The sequence below is a fragment of the Roseateles sp. genome (assembly GCF_039595295.1).
Lineage (GTDB): Bacteria > Pseudomonadota > Gammaproteobacteria > Burkholderiales > Burkholderiaceae_C > Roseateles.
The window spans coordinates 45,037-59,885 of record NZ_JBCNLU010000012.1 but is presented as its reverse complement, the minus strand read 5'-3'; the positions used below and the strand labels follow the sequence as shown (position 1 = coordinate 59,885).

Here is a 14,849-nt window from a genome sequence, read left to right as displayed (position 1 = left end):
GAGGGAAGCTCCAGACGCAAAGGCGCATTATAGAGAGGCCGAGCGCTACACTCGCCGACGCCGGTAAATCCCACCGCAAAAAAGAGTCTTCCCCCCGCCATGACGCTTCATCGATTCCCGCGCCTCACGACCGGCTTGCTGTGCGCGTTCGCACTGCTGGCGCTGAGCCCGTCGGCGCAGGCGCAATGGAAATGGCGCGACGCCGACGGCCGTGTCCAGTACAGCGATCGCCCGCCCCCGCCCAGCGTGACCGACAAGGACATCCTGCAGCGCCCGTCCAACACCTCGCGTCCGATGGCCTCGCCCGCGGCGACCGCGGCGACGGGCTCCTCGGCTCCCGCCTCGGGCGCTTCCGCGCCGGGCCGGGCCGCGAGCGAGGCGTCCTCGCGCGAAAAGATCGAGCGCGAGCGCAAGGCCGCCGAGGAGAAGCAGCGCAGCGAGGCGATGGCCGAGAACTGCCGCAACGCGCAGAACCGCATGCGCGTGCTGGAGTCCGGCGTGCGTCTGCGCAGCGGCACGCAAGCCGGCGAGTCCCAGCCGATGACCGACCAGATGCGCCAGGACGAGATCCGCCAGATGCAGAGCGTCATCAGCGCCAACTGCAAGTAAGGCCGGCGCCACCCCGCTGAAACGACACGGCGACCTTTCGGTCGCCGTTCTTCATGGGGATGCCGGTGGACCGCGCGGCCTCAGGCCTTGCGGCCCAGCGGCCGGTGTCGCGTGACGATGCGCCTGCCGGTGTCCTTGTAGCGCTGGCGCCGCGCCTCCTTCGGGTCGACGGTCAGCGGCCGGTAGACCTCCACGCGATCGAGCTCGCGCAGCGGCGTGTCCAGCGGCTTGACGCGGCCCCAGATGCCGGCCTTCAGCCTGTCGATGGCCGACGGCTCGAACCACTGGCTCGCCAGCAGCGCCTGCCGCAGCGTACTGCCGGCGGGCAGGCTCAGGCGCTGCTCTCGCAGCTCACCGGCGGCCGGGCTCCAGAAGATCTCGATGACCAGCGGGACGGCCCCCGCGGCCGGCATCGACACCGCGGACGCGTCAAGCTCAGCGCGGTCCATAAACCTGCTCCGCCCGCTTCACGAAGGTGTCGACGAAGGTGTTGGCGATGCGGTCGAAGACCGGGCTGACCACGGCCTCCAGCGCGAAGCTGGAGAACGCATAGCGGAGCTCGAACTCGATCTTGCAGGCTTGCGGCTCGGCGCCGGGCGGGGTGCCGGGTCGGTTCAGCGGCAGGAACTGCCAGTCGCCGTCCAGCATGGAGAACGGGCCGTCGACCAGCTGCATGCGCACGCGGCGGTCGGTCTCGTGGCTGTTGCGGGTCGTGAACGCGTGGCGCAGGCCGGCGTAGGAGAGCGACAGCTTGGCCGTCATGCCATCGTCGTGGCGCTCCAGGACCTCCGCGGCGGAGCACCAGGGCAGGAACTCCGGGTAGCGCTCGACATGGGTGACCAGCTCGTACATCTCCCGCGGGGAATACCAGAGGAGGACTGTCTTGCGGACTTGCTTCATGGGGCTTCTTAGAATGGCGGGATTGTAGGCGGCCCGTTCGACCCCATCTGGTCGATCGCATCGCCGTCATCCGGGCGACGCTCGCACGAGTTCGACGAGCCCGCCCCACGCAGAAGAACACCGCACGCCATGTCCATCGCAGAAAACCGCCGCGCCCGATTCGAGTACCACATCGAGGAGCAGTACGAGGCCGGCCTGGTCCTGGAGGGCTGGGAGGTCAAGGCCATCCGCGCCGGCCAGGTGCAGCTTCCGGACGGCTACGTCGTGATCCGGGACGGCGAGCTGTTTCTCATCGGCTGCCGCATCAATCCGCTGCGCACCGCGTCGACCCATGTGCATCCGCAGGCGGACCGTACGAAGAAGCTCTTGATGAGCCGCGCCGACATTCGCCGGCTGATCGGCAAGGTGGAGCAGCGCGGCTTCACGCTGATCCCGCTGGACCTGCATTACAAGGGCGGCCGGGTGAAGGCGCAGATCGCGCTGGCCAAGGGCAAGGCGCAGCACGACAAGCGCGAGACCGAGAAGAAACGCGATTGGGAACGCGAGAAGGGCCGCCTGATGCGACACAAGGTCTCCGGGCCGGCGAAGGACTGACGCCTCCATATTCTTCCACCGCTCACGTGCGGGCCCGACTCACGGGTCTTTCAGCACGTGGAGCCATGAATGTCCTTCCCCCTGGGAGCCGGCCCTTCCCTGCCGGCCCCGCCCTGGGACGCGAGCCTGGACGGCTCATTCGACGACTCGTCCCTCCCCATCGACCCCGAGCAGGCGATGCACCTGTTGCGACGCCAACGGCAACTCGGCGCCGCCGAGGAGGCGGTGAGCCCCGCCGGACTGTGGTCCGGACGCACGACGTACACCCGCTCGCCGAGCGCCAGTTCGTCAGAGGATGGCGACGCTGACGACCTGGCCGCAGCGGCACGCTCGCCCCGTGGGCTTCCCCGCTACGTGCCCATGCCGCGAGCCGCGGTCCGGCACCCACCGGCGCCGACGCATGCCCGCATCCGCTCACTGCCCGATGAGGCCTCGAGCCTGCTGAGTCAACATCGCTTGAACGAGTCCGCAGCCGCGGTGCGGAGAGTCGAGCGCTCACTGCCCGACGAGCCCTCGAGCCTGCTGAGTCAGCATCGCTTGAACGAGCCCGCAGCCGCGGTGCAAAGAGTCGCGCGCTCGCTTCCGATCGGCTCGGATGGCAGTCTGGAGGTCCTGGTCCGGCTGCGGGCGATCGCTGCTCACTTGGCGGGAACTCCCGCAGAGGACCATGAGCGTCGCGCGCTCGCCCTGGCCTTGCTGAGCCGAGGCATGGTTTCGCACATGACGCAGATGAACCATGCGGAAGCGCATCGCATGCAATTCTCGGCCGCCTCCACCGATCACGGTGTCCAAGCGCGTGCCGCCTGGATGCGGCAAGACGCGGCCCAAAGCACGGTGAACGCCGTCTACATGTCGCTCCTGAGCCGGTTGTCGAACCAAGGCGTGCTGAGCCGCGAAGAGGTCTGGCGCGCCGTGATTGCGCCGCCGCGTCACGCCTTCCTGCCCAGTTACCTGTGCCGCACCGCCAGAACGCTCGCCGAGCGGCCTCCGCAACCTAGTCCGCACCAGCCCGACGCCATCGACATGCGTTATGCCTACGCATTCACGGAGCTCCTTCGCGCGGTTCTGCCGATGCCGACAGGGCCGGACGACCGGAGCAACTTCTTCCGGCTGGGCGGATCGAAGGACCCGGCTCGAAAGGGGGCCTCTCCGGGTCCGTTCTTCGAGAACCTGCTCGTGCTCCGGAGTCCGATCGGGCACGCTCCCCTGGCCTTCGTTTGCCGTGCGCTCCAGGAACTGGGCGCCGGCTTCGACCCGCCTCGGAAGTCTTGCATCCCTGCCCCCGCCTGCCTGGGAAGGACGTCCATGGATTGGGAGAAGCGTTTCGACGCCGCACTCGGCAGCGCGGGCGGATCGCCCGCCCCACGGCTGGCGCCGCCGGTGCCGGGACTCGGACAGCGACATGGCTACCAATGTCTGAGCGAAGATCTGGCTCGCACGCTCGATTTCGTCAGCACTCGACAGCGATGGGGTTTGCAGGACCTGGTGGCGAAGTCACCCGACTCCGACATCCTGTGGTGGGAAGAGAACCGGACCCGCCAAGCGGACACGCGGTGACGGCCACTCAGGACAGTCGCGACAACGCCTGCTCGATGTCGGCGCGCAGGTCCTCGACGTCCTCCAGACCGATCGCGAAGCGGACCAGCTGGCCGCCCTCCTCCGGCGTCCACGGCAGCCCCAGCGAACGGCTGCGGCTGAGGTCGTAGGGCACGACCAGGCTCATCGGCCCGGCCCACGAGTAGCCGATCCCGAAACACCGCAGCGCGTCGACGAAGGCGTCGACGCGTCGCTGCTCGTACTCGGGCTTGAACACGACCGAGAACAGACAGCCCGCCGCGTCCGGGCTCACCTGGCGCCAGAAGGCGTGACCGGGCGAGTTCTCCATCGCCGGATGCAGCACCCGCGCGACCTCTGGCCGGCCCTGCATCCATCGCGCCAGCACTCGCGTCGCCGCGTCCTGCGCGCGATAGCGCAGCGCGATGCTGGGCAGACCGCGCAGCACCATCTCGACGTCGTTCTGGCCCAGGCCGTAGCCGAGGAACTCGTGCATCTCGACCAGCCGGCGATGCAGCGCGAGGTCGCGCGTGCAGACCGCGCCCATCAGCAGATCGGCGCCGCCCGACGGGAACTTGGTCAGCGCATGCATCGCGATGTCGGCGCCCAGGCCCGGCGCCAGCGCAGGCGCGACCTCGAAGGAGTTGAAGGCAAGACCGCCGCCCCAGGTGTCGTCGATCGCGGTCAGCACGCCGCGGGCGCGGCAGGCCCGGATCAGGCCGATCAGATCGGGGAACTCCAGTGTGATGGATCCTGCGGCCTCCAGCCACACGAGCTTGGTCCGTTCCGACAGCATGGCCTCGAAGGCCGCGGCGTCGAGCGGATCGTAGAAGCGATGCGTGATGCCGAGCCGGCTCAGCAGGCCGGCGGTGACGTAGCGGTTCTGGCCGTAGACGTTGTCGGGCAGCAGCACCTCGTCGCCGGGCTGCAGGAAGGCCATGCTGGTCAGCGTCACCGCCGACACGCCGCTGGGCGTGAGCACGCAGTGCTCGGCATGCTCGAGCGTCGCGATGCGTGCGGCCAACGTGTAGGTGGTCGGCGTCCCGGGCAGGCCGTAGCGATAGCTGATGCCGTCGCGCGGCCGCGGCGCGTGCAACTCGGCGGTGTCCTTGAAGAGCACCGTCGAGGCCTTCATTACCGGCACGGGCACGGCGTCCCAGCCCGCAGGCGCGCGGAATGGATGGTGGATCAGGTCGGTGGCGATGCCGCGCTGGGTCACGGGAGTTCCTCGAGATCTTGGGGTCGAGCGATTCTCCGCCACGACGATCTGTTGGAGTTCAGGAACTAGTGCGGCAGCACGCCGCTGCGCATTGATGCGGCGACCGTCGCCCGGCCCGCGACCGGCGTCGGCATCGCGCCGGCCTTCGATTCAGGCGATCACTTGCATCCGGGCGATGCGGGATATGCGGCGATGGCCGACGCCATCGACCTCCAGCAGCTGCTGGGCGAGTGACAGCCAGCGATCAGATCGGAAGCGCGATCAGGTCGTGGCCTTCGGCGCCGACGATGCGGGCGCGGGTGAACTCACCCACGCGCAGCTGCTTGCTGGCCTTCTCGGGCGGCAGCAGGCGCACGGTGCCGTCGATCTCCGGCGCGTCCGCATACGAGCGGCCGACGCCGCCCTTGCGGCCCAGCGCGGGCGCGGAGTCGACCAGCACCTGCATGGTCGCGCCGATGCGGCTTTGCAGCTTGGCGATCGAGACTTCCTCGGCCACAGCCATGAAGCGAGCGCGGCGTTCCTCGCGCACTTCATCGGGCAGCGCGCCGTCCAGCGCGTTGGCCGGGGCGCCTTCGATCGGCGAATAGGCGAAGCAGCCGGCGCGATCGATCTTGGCTTCGCGCATGAAGTCGAGCAGGTACCGGAACTCGGCCTCGGTCTCGCCGGGGAAGCCGGCAATGAAGGTCGAGCGAATGACCAACTCGGGGCAGATCTCGCGCCAGCGCAGGATGCGCTCGAGGTTCTTCTCGCCGTTGGCCGGGCGCTTCATGCGCTTCTGCACATCGGGATGGGCGTGCTGGAACGGGACGTCGAGGTACGGGAGGATGAGGCCCTCGGCCATCATCGGGACGATCTCGTCGACGTGCGGATAGGGATAGACGTAATGCAGACGCACCCAGGCGCCATAGGGCTTGGCGATCTCGCCGAGTTGGGCGACCAGGTCGAACATGCGGGTCTTGACCGGCTTGCCGTCCCAGAAGCCGGTCCGGTACTTGATGTCGACGCCGTAGGCCGAGGTGTCCTGGCTGATGACCAGGAGTTCCTTGACGCCGGAATCGAACAGGGCCTTGGCTTCCGACAGCACGTCGCCGATGGGGCGGGAGACCAGGTCGCCGCGCATGCTCGGGATGATGCAGAAGCTGCAGCGGTGGTTGCAGCCCTCGGAGATCTTCAGATAGGCGTAATGCTTGGGCGTCAGCTTGATGCCGGCCACGCCGCGGGCCTCGGGGACGAGGTCGATGAAGGGGTCGTGCGGCTTGGGGACGTGGGTGTGGACGGCGTCCATCACTTCCTGCGTCGCATGCGGGCCGGTGACGGCCAGGACGCTGGGGTGGATCTCGCGGACCATGTTGTCGGAGCTCGCGCCCGCCTTGGCGCCGAGGCAGCCGGTGACGATGACCTTGCCGTTCTCGGCCAGCGCCTCGCCGATGGTGTCCAGCGATTCCTTCACCGCGTCGTCGATGAAGCCGCAGGTGTTGACGATCACCAGGTCCGCGCCGGCGAAGGTCTTGGAGGTCTCGTAGCCCTCGGCACGCAGCTGCGTGAGGATCAGCTCGGAGTCAGTGAGGGCCTTCGGACAGCCGAGGCTGACGAAGCCGATCTTCGGAGCAGCGGCCTGCTTGCCGGCGGAGGGGTCGTAAGTCGTTGATTCCATTTAAATTCCGCCGGGAGATCTGGCTGAGAGCTGGGGCGGTATTGTAATGCGCACCGCCCGATTGGGCCTATTCGCGACGCGAGAGCAGGTCCGCGGAAGCGGAACTTCCTCTCGCGGCCGAGCTGTCCGCCCTGCCGGCCCGCGGAGAAGGGATGACCACTCTGGCAGTCGCAAGATCGGCGGTCAGCACGCGATAGAGGCCGGTGACAAGAGCTGGAACGCACGGCATCGCGATCAAGTGACGGCATGTCGATTGCTCCGTTTCCAGATCGGAACTGGAGATCCCCATGCACCTCGAAGGCTCCTGCCACTGCGGCAGCGTCCGCTTCACCGTCGAGTCGACGGAGCCGGTCCCGTTCATGCGCTGCTACTGCTCGATCTGCCGCAAGACGGCGGGCACCGGCGGCTACGCGATCAACCTTGGCGCCGATCATCGGACCTTCAAGCTTCTGACGGGCAAGCGCCATCTGCGCGTCTACCGCGCCGTCATCGACGGCAAGGAGAGCACCGGCCAGCGCCACTTCTGCGGCCGCTGCGGCACGGCGCTCTGGCTCTACGACGAGACCTGGCCCGATCTCATCCACCCGCATGCCGGCGCCATCGATACGCCGCTCCCCATCCCGCCTCAGAACGTGCACGGGCTGCTGGACTCGAAGGCGCCATGGGTGCTGGTGGAGGGGAAGCCGGAGGATCCGCGCTTCGCGCATTACCCGGATGAATCGCTCGCCGAATGGCATCGGCGGCATGGGCTGTAGCGGCACTCTCGCAAGATCGGGGAGCGGCGCCTCACGCGCCCTCCCCGGTGCCGTCACTTCTTCGTCGGCCCGGGCGGGAAGCCGGGAACCCCGGGGAAGATGTTCCCGGCGCTCTGGAATTGCTCCTGCATCTGCAGGAACAGGTTCTTGGACTGCTCCAGATAGTTGCCCATCAGGCCCTGCATCATCGGCGCCTGACCGCTCATGAACTGCGCCCACAGCTGCGGATCGAAACCGCCGCTCTTGGTCGGATCCGCGAAGCGCGCCTGCATCTCGCCGAAGGCCTGCAGGTTCTTCTCCAGATAGGCACCCGCCAGGCCCTGCATCGCATGGCCGTAGAAGCGGATGATCTGCGCCAGCAGCGGCGTCGAGAACATCGGCATCCCGCCCATCTCCTCCTCCAGAATGATCTGCAGCAGGATCGAGCGCGTCAGCTCGTCGCCGGACTTGGCGTCGCGGACCTCGAACTCCAGCCCCTCCAGCACCATCTTCTTGACGTCCGCCAAGGTGATGTAGCTGCTGGTCTGCGTGTCGTAGAGCCGGCGGTTCGGATACTTCTTGAGCACCCGCGGACCCTTGGGTCGCGCGGGGTCTTCGCTGCCGGGGGCGGTCTTGCCGCGTCGGGCCGTCACCATGCTGTCTCCTCTGAGGGTCTTGAAACCCATTCTAGGAGGCCCCCGACAAGCCCCCCGCCGGGTGCTTTCCCTCGCTGTGCGGGAGGCGGACCAAGCCCGGCCCCGGCCCGGCAGGGGTGCCCACCGGCATCGCCGACAGCGCGGCCACCGGGGAGACCCTCGTGGGAGAAGACCCTCTCCCCCGCCCTCTCCCGCAAGCGGGCGAGGGAGTCAGACCGAGCGACTTGGGGGGACCGGAGACGGTCCAGGCACCTCATGGACGATCCAGGGTCCTCATGGACGATCCAGGGTCCTCATGGACGATCCAGGGTCCTTATGGACGATCCAGGGACCTCATGGACGATCCAGGGGCGACGTGGACGGTCGAGGGGCAGTCGGGGAGACGATCGAATCAGGTGCTGGCGCGTTGCACCAGCTCGAAGCCGATGTCGATGGCGCGGCGTTCGACCGGGCCGTCGGCGCGGTCGAGGATGAAGCGCGCGGCCTGGCGACCGATGGCGAAGCCGTCGATGCGGACCGTGGTCAGCGCCGGCTCCAGATCGCGGGCCAGCGCGAGATCGCCGAAACCGACGATGGCGAGGTCCTCAGGTACACGCAGGCCGCGGGCCTGGGCCTCGATCAGCACGCCCAGCGCCAGCGAGTCGGAACTGCAGAACACGGCATCCACCCCGCCCGGGCGCTCCAGCAGATCGCACAGGCCGCGGCGGCCGCTGCCCAGCGTCGTCGGCGTGGCCACGGCCGCAACCGGCACCTCCTCGACGCCCAGGGCTCGGGCCTGCTCCTGGAAGGCGCGGAAGCGGCGCAGCGCCCGCTCGTCGCTGCCGGACACGCCGGCCGGACGGCGCCGGCCGCGCTCATGCAGGAAGCTCGCAACCTTGCGGCCCACCTCCACATGCGAGAAGCCCACCAGCATGTCGATCGGATCGTCGCTCTGGTCCCAGGTCTCGACCACCGGCACGCCGGAGGCGCGCAACCGCGTGCGGGTCTGCTCCGAGTGGCTGGTGCCGGTCAGCACCAGGCCGTCGGGGCGGCGGCCGATCATCGCGTCCAGCCAGGCCTCCTCGCGGGCGTTGTCGTAGCCGGTCTGACCCAGCAGCACCTGATAGCCGGCCTCGAACAGCGCTTCCGTCAGGCTCTGCACCGTGTCCAGGAAGACCGGACCGGCGATGGTCGGCACGGCCAGACCGACCATGCGGCTCTTCATCGACGACAGCGCGCCCGCCAGCAGGTTGGGCACATAGCCGGTCTTGCGCACGGCCTCGGTGACGCGCTCGCGCACCTCGGGCGAGACTTGGTTGGGCGTGTTGATCGCTCGCGACGCGGTGATGGGCGCGACGCCCGCGATCAGGGCGACGTCTCGCAGCGTCACGGCACCGCTGCCCTTGCGGCGGCGGGGACGAGGGAAGGATTCGTTCTCCGACATGGGCGCCGATCATAGGCGCGGGGTCGCACCATGACGAAGGTCTGCGCCCACGAGGGCCGCCCTCCCCTGCTCGCCGCCGCGAAGGCCGACAGCGCTGCGAGCGCGCCGCCGCACAGCGTGCGCCGACTCGGCCGCGCCCGGGTCACGACGCGGAGGCTGGCGCCGGCTCCACCGGGCAGCAGACCTCCACATGCCGGCGCACGCGCTCGAAGGCGGCGCGCGCAGCGACCTCGGCGCGCTCGATCTGGGCGGACGTCAGCGGCACGGCGTCGAGCTGCGCGACGAATTCCTTCCAGCTCATCGCGCGGCCTCCGGGCAACGGCGCCAGATGCCGCGCGCCGCGCGTCGCGTCCAGGCCCAGCGCGGCGGCCGCCTTGAACAGGAAGGCGGCGCCGAGGTTGGAGCCCTCTTCCACGTAGAGCCAGCCCAGCGCGGTGGGCAGGTCCAGTGCCGCGCCAGTGGGGAGCTCGACCGGCTCGTAGCCGGTCGGCACCGCCTGGCCGAGGTCGCCCAGATCCGCGATCACGGCGGAGAGCCGCTGGCGATCGCTCAGGCCGGGCAGCAGGCGCTCCAGCGCCGCATCGCCGAACAGCGGCGCGACATCGCGATGGAATCGGACCTGCACCTGCAGGAAGGCGGCATAGCGCGCCAGCGACGAGAACGGCTGGAAGGCCATGATGCGATGGTCCAGGCCCTCATGGGCGCTGCGCGTGGCGGCCTTGAGCCGCTGGCTCAGCGGCAGGGTCGAGACGTCGATGGATTCGGGGTTCTCGGTGGTCATGGCGGCGGTAGGCAAGGATCGATCCTGGGGTGAAGGGTCGTGCGGGATGCTGCTGCGGTTGTCACGGTACTCGTGGCTGAGCGTAGGGTCAGGCCTTGCTCGCGCAGGCGGGGCATGGCGAACGTGCCGCCCTGGGCGTTATGGGTCTGGGCGGCGCCGATCAGAGCCAGCCGGGATCAGTAGAGGACGAGGACGCTCGGCAGGCGCGAGGCTCCGTCGCGCCCCAATGCAAAAAGCCCGCATGAAGCGGGCTTTTGCAAGAGTTGGTTCCGAGGAACCTCCTACCGTTTGGTAGGCGCGATTGGATTCGAACCAACGACCCCCACCATGTCAAGGTGGTGCTCTAACCAACTGAGCTACGCGCCTGAAGATCTCGGCCAGCGGTGGTCAATCCACTGGTCCGGTAAACAAATCGCCCGCTTGAATCGGGCGATCTGCTGAAGTAAGTCCCGAGGGACTTGCCTACCAAATTTGGTAGGCGCGATTGGATTCGAACCAACGACCCCCACCATGTCAAGGTGGTGCTCTAACCAACTGAGCTACGCGCCTAAGGAAGCCTCGCAGTATAGACCGGATTCGGAGCGTCTTCCATCAATCGGCCCGAAATTGAGCGATAAACGCACGACGCTGATTCAACGGCGCCGCGCGCTCCTCACGCCCGACAGCTGAGACAGCGCCACCAGCGTCTGCTGCAGCCGCTGCGCGTCGCTGACCTCCACGGTGAAATTCATCCGCGACAGATCGCTGCGCGCCGGCTTGCCCTTGCCGCTCTGCTGGTTGACCGAGATCACATGGAGCTTGTCCTTGGCGAACAGCTCCAGCACGTCCCGCAGCAGGCCCGGCCGGTCGGCGGCCTCGACGACCAGATCGACCGGATACTGCGCCGCCTTGCCCTGCCGATCCGCGGCGGGCTCGCCCCAGGCGACGGCGATGACGCGCTCCGGCGCGGTCTTGGCCATCTGGCGCAGGTTGGAGCAATCCGAACGGTGGATGGCCACGCCCTTGCCGCGCGTCACGTAGCCCGCGATCACGTCCGGCGGTGCCGGACGGCAGCAGCGCGCCAGGCTGGTCAGCAGCGAGTCCACGCCCACCACCAGCACGCCGCCCTTGGGCGTGCGGCCCTCGGCGGCCGGACTGCGGGTGTGCTTCTGAACCAGCAGCTCCTCCTCGTCCGCTTCGGGCACCGGGGGGCGCAGCAGCGTCTCGATGTTGCGCAGCGAGTACTCGTCCTTGCCCACCACCTCGAACAGCGCGTCCGCGCTCTTGAAGCCCAGGCGAGCGGCCAGGTCGTCGAGCTTGATCGCCGTCTTGCCCTCGCGCTGCAGCAGCTTCTCGACCAGCTCGCGGCCCTTGGCGATGGTGTGGGTCTGCACCTGCGCGTTGAACCAGGCGCGGACCTTGGCCTTGCTGCGCGGGCTCTGCAGATAGCCGAGTTCCGCATTGAGCCAGTCCAGCGAGGGACCGCCCTCCTTCAGCGCGACGATCTCCACCGTCTGACCGCTCTTGAGCGGCGTGTTCAGCGGGACCATCTGGCCGTCGACCTTGGCGCCGCGGCAGCGGTGGCCCAGGTCGGTGTGCAGCGCATAGGCGAAGTCCACCGCGGTCGCGCCGGCGCACAACTCGACCACGTTGGCCTGCGGCGTGAAGACGTAGATGCGGTCGTCGAAAGCGGGACCGCTTTCGGTAACGTAGTCGCGCTCCCAGGCGAGCAGCTGTCGCAGCACCGCCTTGCGGGCCTGCGCGACCTGCTCCTCGAACTCGCCCGCCGCGGTGACGCCGGCATAGCCCTTGGTCCCCGCCTCCTTGTAGGCCCAGTGCGCGGCCACGCCGTGCTCGGCGTGCTCGTGCATGGCGCGGGTGCGGATCTGAACCTCCATCGGCCGACCGTCCGCCGCGATCACCACCGTGTGCAGCGACTGGTAGCCGTTGGGCTTGGGTCGGGCGATGTAGTCGTCGAACTCGCCGTCGACCGGCGAGTAGAGCTCGTGCAGCCGCGCCAGCACCGCGTAGCAGTCGGCCACCTCGGCCACCACCACGCGCAACGCGCGCAGGTCGAAGACGCGCTCCAGCGTCAGGCCCTTGCCGCGCATCTTCTTCCAGATGCTGTAGAGATGCTTGGGCCGGCCCTGCACCTGCGCGGCGATGCCTTGCGACTGGAGCTCGCGCTCCAGCGTCGCGCGCACCGACTCGACCGACTGCTCGCGCTCGACGCGCTTCTCGTGCAGCCCCTTGGCGAGCTGGTGATACTGCTCCGGCTCCAGGAAGCGGAAGGCCAGATCCTCGAGTTCCCACTTGATCTGCCAGATGCCCAGCCGATTGGCCAGCGGCGCGAAGACCTGCAGCGACTCGGCCGCCAGATCGCGCGGGCACGGCGTCTTGCTCGCCGCGAACCAGCGCAGCGTCTGCAGCCGCGACGCCAGGCGCAGCAGCACCACGCGCAGATCGCGCGAAAACGCCAGCAGCATCTTGCGCACCAGCTCGGTCTGCTCCTGCTTGCGCTGGTCCTCGACCTTGGCCTCACGCGCGGCGCGCTGGATCTGCACCAGGCGGCGCGTATGGCTGACCAGGCTGGCGTCGCTCTCGCCGAAGGCCTTGGCGACGATCTCCTCGGGCTTGTTCAGGTAGTCGCCGGCATAAACCAGATACGAGGCGGCCTGCATGGACGGGGCCGCGCCCACGCCCGCCAGGATCGCCGCGACGCCGTCGGCATGCGCCAGCGCGAGCTCGCCGGTGCCCAGCAGATGGTCCGCCAGCAGCGGCTCCGCGAATGCGCGCGCGCGGCGCACCGGATCGGTCTTCTCTTCGGTCTGCGGTTGGGCGCTGGGAAGCCGGCTCGGCAGATCGCCGTCGAGCAGCGCCACGATGGGCGCCGCGGGTTCCGGGCGCAGACCCAGTTCGGTCTTCATACTTCTCTCATTCCAGTCCCGGCGCGGCGCCCGTCGCCCCTTGCGCGCGCGCCGCCGGACGTCATCCGCGGTCGAGGAATCGCTCGACCACCTCGATCTGTTGGGGCTGCACCAGGGTCGGCGCATGGCCGACGCCGGGGAACTCGTGCAGCTCGGCGCGGGGGCCGCGCTGGGTCATCTGCTCCGCCGTCGCGCGGGTGAGCAGGTCCGAGTCGCCGCCGCGCAGCAGCAGCGTGGGCACCCGCACCGCGTCATAGGCGGCCCACAGCTGCGCCTCGCCGGCCTTGGCCAGCTCGGGCGTCAGACCGGCCAGGCCCTGGCCGATGCGCGGGTCGTAATGCAGCCGGCAGCGGTCGCCGTCGGGCTTGAACATCGCGCGCGACAGCGCCAGCCATTGCTCGTCCGTGTGCGGGCCGAAGCCCTGCGAGACGCTGCGCAGATAGTCGGCGCCCTGCTGGCAGTTCTCGAACTGCGGCGCGCGCCCGACATAGCCGGCGATGCGCTGCAGCGCGGCGAACTCGATCGCGGGGCCGACGTCGTTGAGGATCAATCGGCGAATGGGGCTGGCCGGCATGGCGGCCAGCGCCAGACCGATGAGGCCGCCCATCGACGTCCCCAGCCAGTCCACCTGGGCCACGCCCACGCGCGCCAGCAGCGCGACCATGTCCGAGACGTATTGCGGGAGCTGATAGTTGCGCGGATCGCCGAGCCAATCGGACTCGCCACGGCCGACCACGTCCGGGCAGATGACGCGATAGCGGTCGCTCAGACGCTGCGCCAGCACGTCGAAGTCGCGGCCTTGCCGTGACAGGCCGTGCACGCAGACCAGCACCCGCGGGTTGTCGCTGCGCCCCCACTCCCAATACGCCACCTGGTGCAAGCCGCAGGGGCTCAACGCCTGGAGTTTTTTCAACAACGGTTCAGCCATCGCTCGTATCCTTTGCACCCATCCTAACAACCCTGAAGAGGACCTCGCATGTTGAAAGGAAAGACGGCGCTCGTCACCGGCTCGACCAGCGGCATCGGATTGGGGATTGCCCTGACCCTGGCCGAGCAAGGCGCCAACATCGTGCTCAACGGCTTCGGCGACCACGAAGGCCCCAAGGCCCAGATCGAGGCGCTGGGCGTCAAGGTCGGCTATCACGGCGCCGACATGAGCAAGCCGGCCGAGATCGAGGCCATGATGAGCTACATCGACCAGGACTTCGGCGGCTGCGACATCCTGGTCAACAACGCCGGCATCCAATTCGTCGCCAACGTCGACGAGTTCCCCGCCGACCGCTGGGACGCGATCATCGCGATCAATCTGAGCTCGGCCTTCCACACCATGCGGCTGGCGCTCCCGGGCATGAAGAAGAAGGGTTGGGGTCGCGTCATCAACATCGCCTCGACGCACGGCTTGGTGGCTTCGGCCGGCAAGTCGGCCTATGTGGCGGCCAAGCATGGGCTGGTCGGCCTGACCAAGGCGGCGGCGCTGGAGACCGCCCAGCTCCCCGTGACCGTCAACGCCATCTGCCCGGGCTGGGTGCTGACGCCGCTGGTGCAGAAGCAGATCGACACCCGCGCCCAGAACGAGAAGCTCGATCCCGCCGAGGCCAAGCGCCAGTTGCTGGCCGAGAAGCAACCCTCGCTGCAGTTCACGACGCCGGAGGAACTGGGCGCGCTGGCGGTGTTCCTGTGCTCGGACGCGGCGATCAACGTGCGCGGCCAGGCCTGGGCCATGGACGGCGGCTGGACGGCACAGTGATCACAGGCTGATCGCGCCAAGAGCGCATCCTGATCCTTCTGGATCACGCCCATGAAGAACGCCCGGTCATGC

General features: G+C 68.6%; 14 protein-coding genes and 2 tRNA genes. 5 read left to right on the top strand and 11 right to left on the bottom strand.

Going from position 1 to position 14,849, the window contains the following annotated elements:
• The first annotated feature begins 99 nt into the window (after nt 1-99).
• Nucleotides 100-609 (top strand): DUF4124 domain-containing protein, encoded by a 510-nt coding sequence (locus ABDW59_RS11410; RefSeq protein WP_343629903.1) that lies wholly within the window; start codon nt 100-102, stop codon nt 607-609.
• A gap of 80 nt (nt 610-689) precedes the next feature.
• On the opposite strand, the gene ABDW59_RS11405 is transcribed toward ABDW59_RS11410, so the two are convergent.
• Together ABDW59_RS11405 and ABDW59_RS11400 are read right to left on the bottom strand one after the other, a co-directional pair.
• On the bottom strand, nt 690-1,058 hold the full coding sequence (locus tag ABDW59_RS11405) for an RnfH family protein (RefSeq protein ID WP_343629901.1): 369 nt from the start codon (nt 1,056-1,058) through the stop codon (nt 690-692).
• On the bottom strand, nt 1,045-1,509 hold the full coding sequence (locus ABDW59_RS11400) for a type II toxin-antitoxin system RatA family toxin (protein ID WP_343629900.1): 465 nt from the start codon (nt 1,507-1,509) through the stop codon (nt 1,045-1,047). Before ABDW59_RS11400 ends, ABDW59_RS11405 begins: the two co-directional genes overlap by 14 nt.
• 21 nt (nt 1,510-1,530) lie before the next feature.
• Here ABDW59_RS11400 and smpB point away from each other — a divergent pair, with 21 nt between their 5' ends.
• Both smpB and ABDW59_RS11390 read left to right on the top strand, forming a co-directional pair.
• Nucleotides 1,531-2,103 (top strand): SsrA-binding protein SmpB, encoded by a 573-nt coding sequence (gene smpB, locus ABDW59_RS11395; protein WP_343630006.1) that lies wholly within the window; start codon nt 1,531-1,533, stop codon nt 2,101-2,103.
• A gap of 69 nt (nt 2,104-2,172) precedes the next feature.
• Nucleotides 2,173-3,660 (top strand): hypothetical protein, encoded by a 1,488-nt coding sequence (locus ABDW59_RS11390; protein ID WP_343629899.1) that lies wholly within the window; start codon nt 2,173-2,175, stop codon nt 3,658-3,660.
• A 7-nt stretch (nt 3,661-3,667) separates the two neighbouring features.
• On the opposite strand, the gene ABDW59_RS11385 is transcribed toward ABDW59_RS11390, so the two are convergent.
• Together ABDW59_RS11385 and rimO are read right to left on the bottom strand one after the other, a co-directional pair.
• Nucleotides 3,668-4,876 (bottom strand): PLP-dependent transferase, encoded by a 1,209-nt coding sequence (locus ABDW59_RS11385; protein ID WP_343629898.1) that lies wholly within the window; start codon nt 4,874-4,876, stop codon nt 3,668-3,670.
• Nucleotides 4,877-5,120: 244 nt separating this feature from the next.
• Entirely contained in the window at nt 5,121-6,530 is a 1,410-nt protein-coding gene (rimO, locus tag ABDW59_RS11380; protein ID WP_343629897.1) for a 30S ribosomal protein S12 methylthiotransferase RimO, read from the bottom strand.
• Nucleotides 6,531-6,817: 287 nt separating this feature from the next.
• On the opposite strand from rimO, the gene ABDW59_RS11375 reads away from it, so the two are divergent.
• On the top strand, nt 6,818-7,285 hold the full coding sequence (locus ABDW59_RS11375; protein WP_343629896.1) for a GFA family protein: 468 nt from the start codon (nt 6,818-6,820) through the stop codon (nt 7,283-7,285).
• A 53-nt stretch (nt 7,286-7,338) separates the two neighbouring features.
• Here ABDW59_RS11375 and phaR read toward each other — a convergent pair whose 3' ends face one another.
• From phaR to ABDW59_RS11340, 7 genes are all read right to left on the bottom strand, one after another.
• Complete coding sequence (gene phaR, locus ABDW59_RS11370; protein WP_343629895.1) at nt 7,339-7,920, bottom strand: polyhydroxyalkanoate synthesis repressor PhaR; 582 nt, start codon at nt 7,918-7,920, stop codon at nt 7,339-7,341.
• A gap of 391 nt (nt 7,921-8,311) precedes the next feature.
• Nucleotides 8,312-9,343, bottom strand: a complete 1,032-nt coding sequence (locus tag ABDW59_RS11365) for a LacI family DNA-binding transcriptional regulator (RefSeq protein WP_343629894.1) — start codon at nt 9,341-9,343, stop codon at nt 8,312-8,314.
• Nucleotides 9,344-9,485: 142 nt separating this feature from the next.
• Nucleotides 9,486-10,139 (bottom strand): biliverdin-producing heme oxygenase, encoded by a 654-nt coding sequence (locus tag ABDW59_RS11360; RefSeq protein WP_343629892.1) that lies wholly within the window; start codon nt 10,137-10,139, stop codon nt 9,486-9,488.
• Between the two features lie 274 nt (nt 10,140-10,413).
• A tRNA-Val gene (locus tag ABDW59_RS11355) sits at nt 10,414-10,490 on the bottom strand.
• 106 nt (nt 10,491-10,596) lie between these two features.
• A tRNA-Val gene (locus ABDW59_RS11350) sits at nt 10,597-10,673 on the bottom strand.
• An 83-nt stretch (nt 10,674-10,756) separates the two neighbouring features.
• Nucleotides 10,757-13,030: a bifunctional (p)ppGpp synthetase/guanosine-3',5'-bis(diphosphate) 3'-pyrophosphohydrolase gene (locus tag ABDW59_RS11345; RefSeq protein WP_343629889.1), complete on the bottom strand. Its 2,274-nt coding sequence runs from the start codon at nt 13,028-13,030 to the stop codon at nt 10,757-10,759.
• Between the two features lie 61 nt (nt 13,031-13,091).
• Nucleotides 13,092-13,958 carry an alpha/beta hydrolase gene (locus ABDW59_RS11340; protein ID WP_343629888.1) on the bottom strand — a complete coding sequence of 289 codons (867 nt, stop codon included), beginning with the start codon at nt 13,956-13,958 and terminating at the stop codon, nt 13,092-13,094.
• A gap of 48 nt (nt 13,959-14,006) precedes the next feature.
• Between ABDW59_RS11340 and ABDW59_RS11335 the strand changes: the two genes are divergently transcribed.
• Nucleotides 14,007-14,777 carry a 3-hydroxybutyrate dehydrogenase gene (locus ABDW59_RS11335; protein ID WP_343629886.1) on the top strand — a complete coding sequence of 257 codons (771 nt, stop codon included), beginning with the start codon at nt 14,007-14,009 and terminating at the stop codon, nt 14,775-14,777.
• Nucleotides 14,778-14,849: the final 72 nt, after the last annotated feature.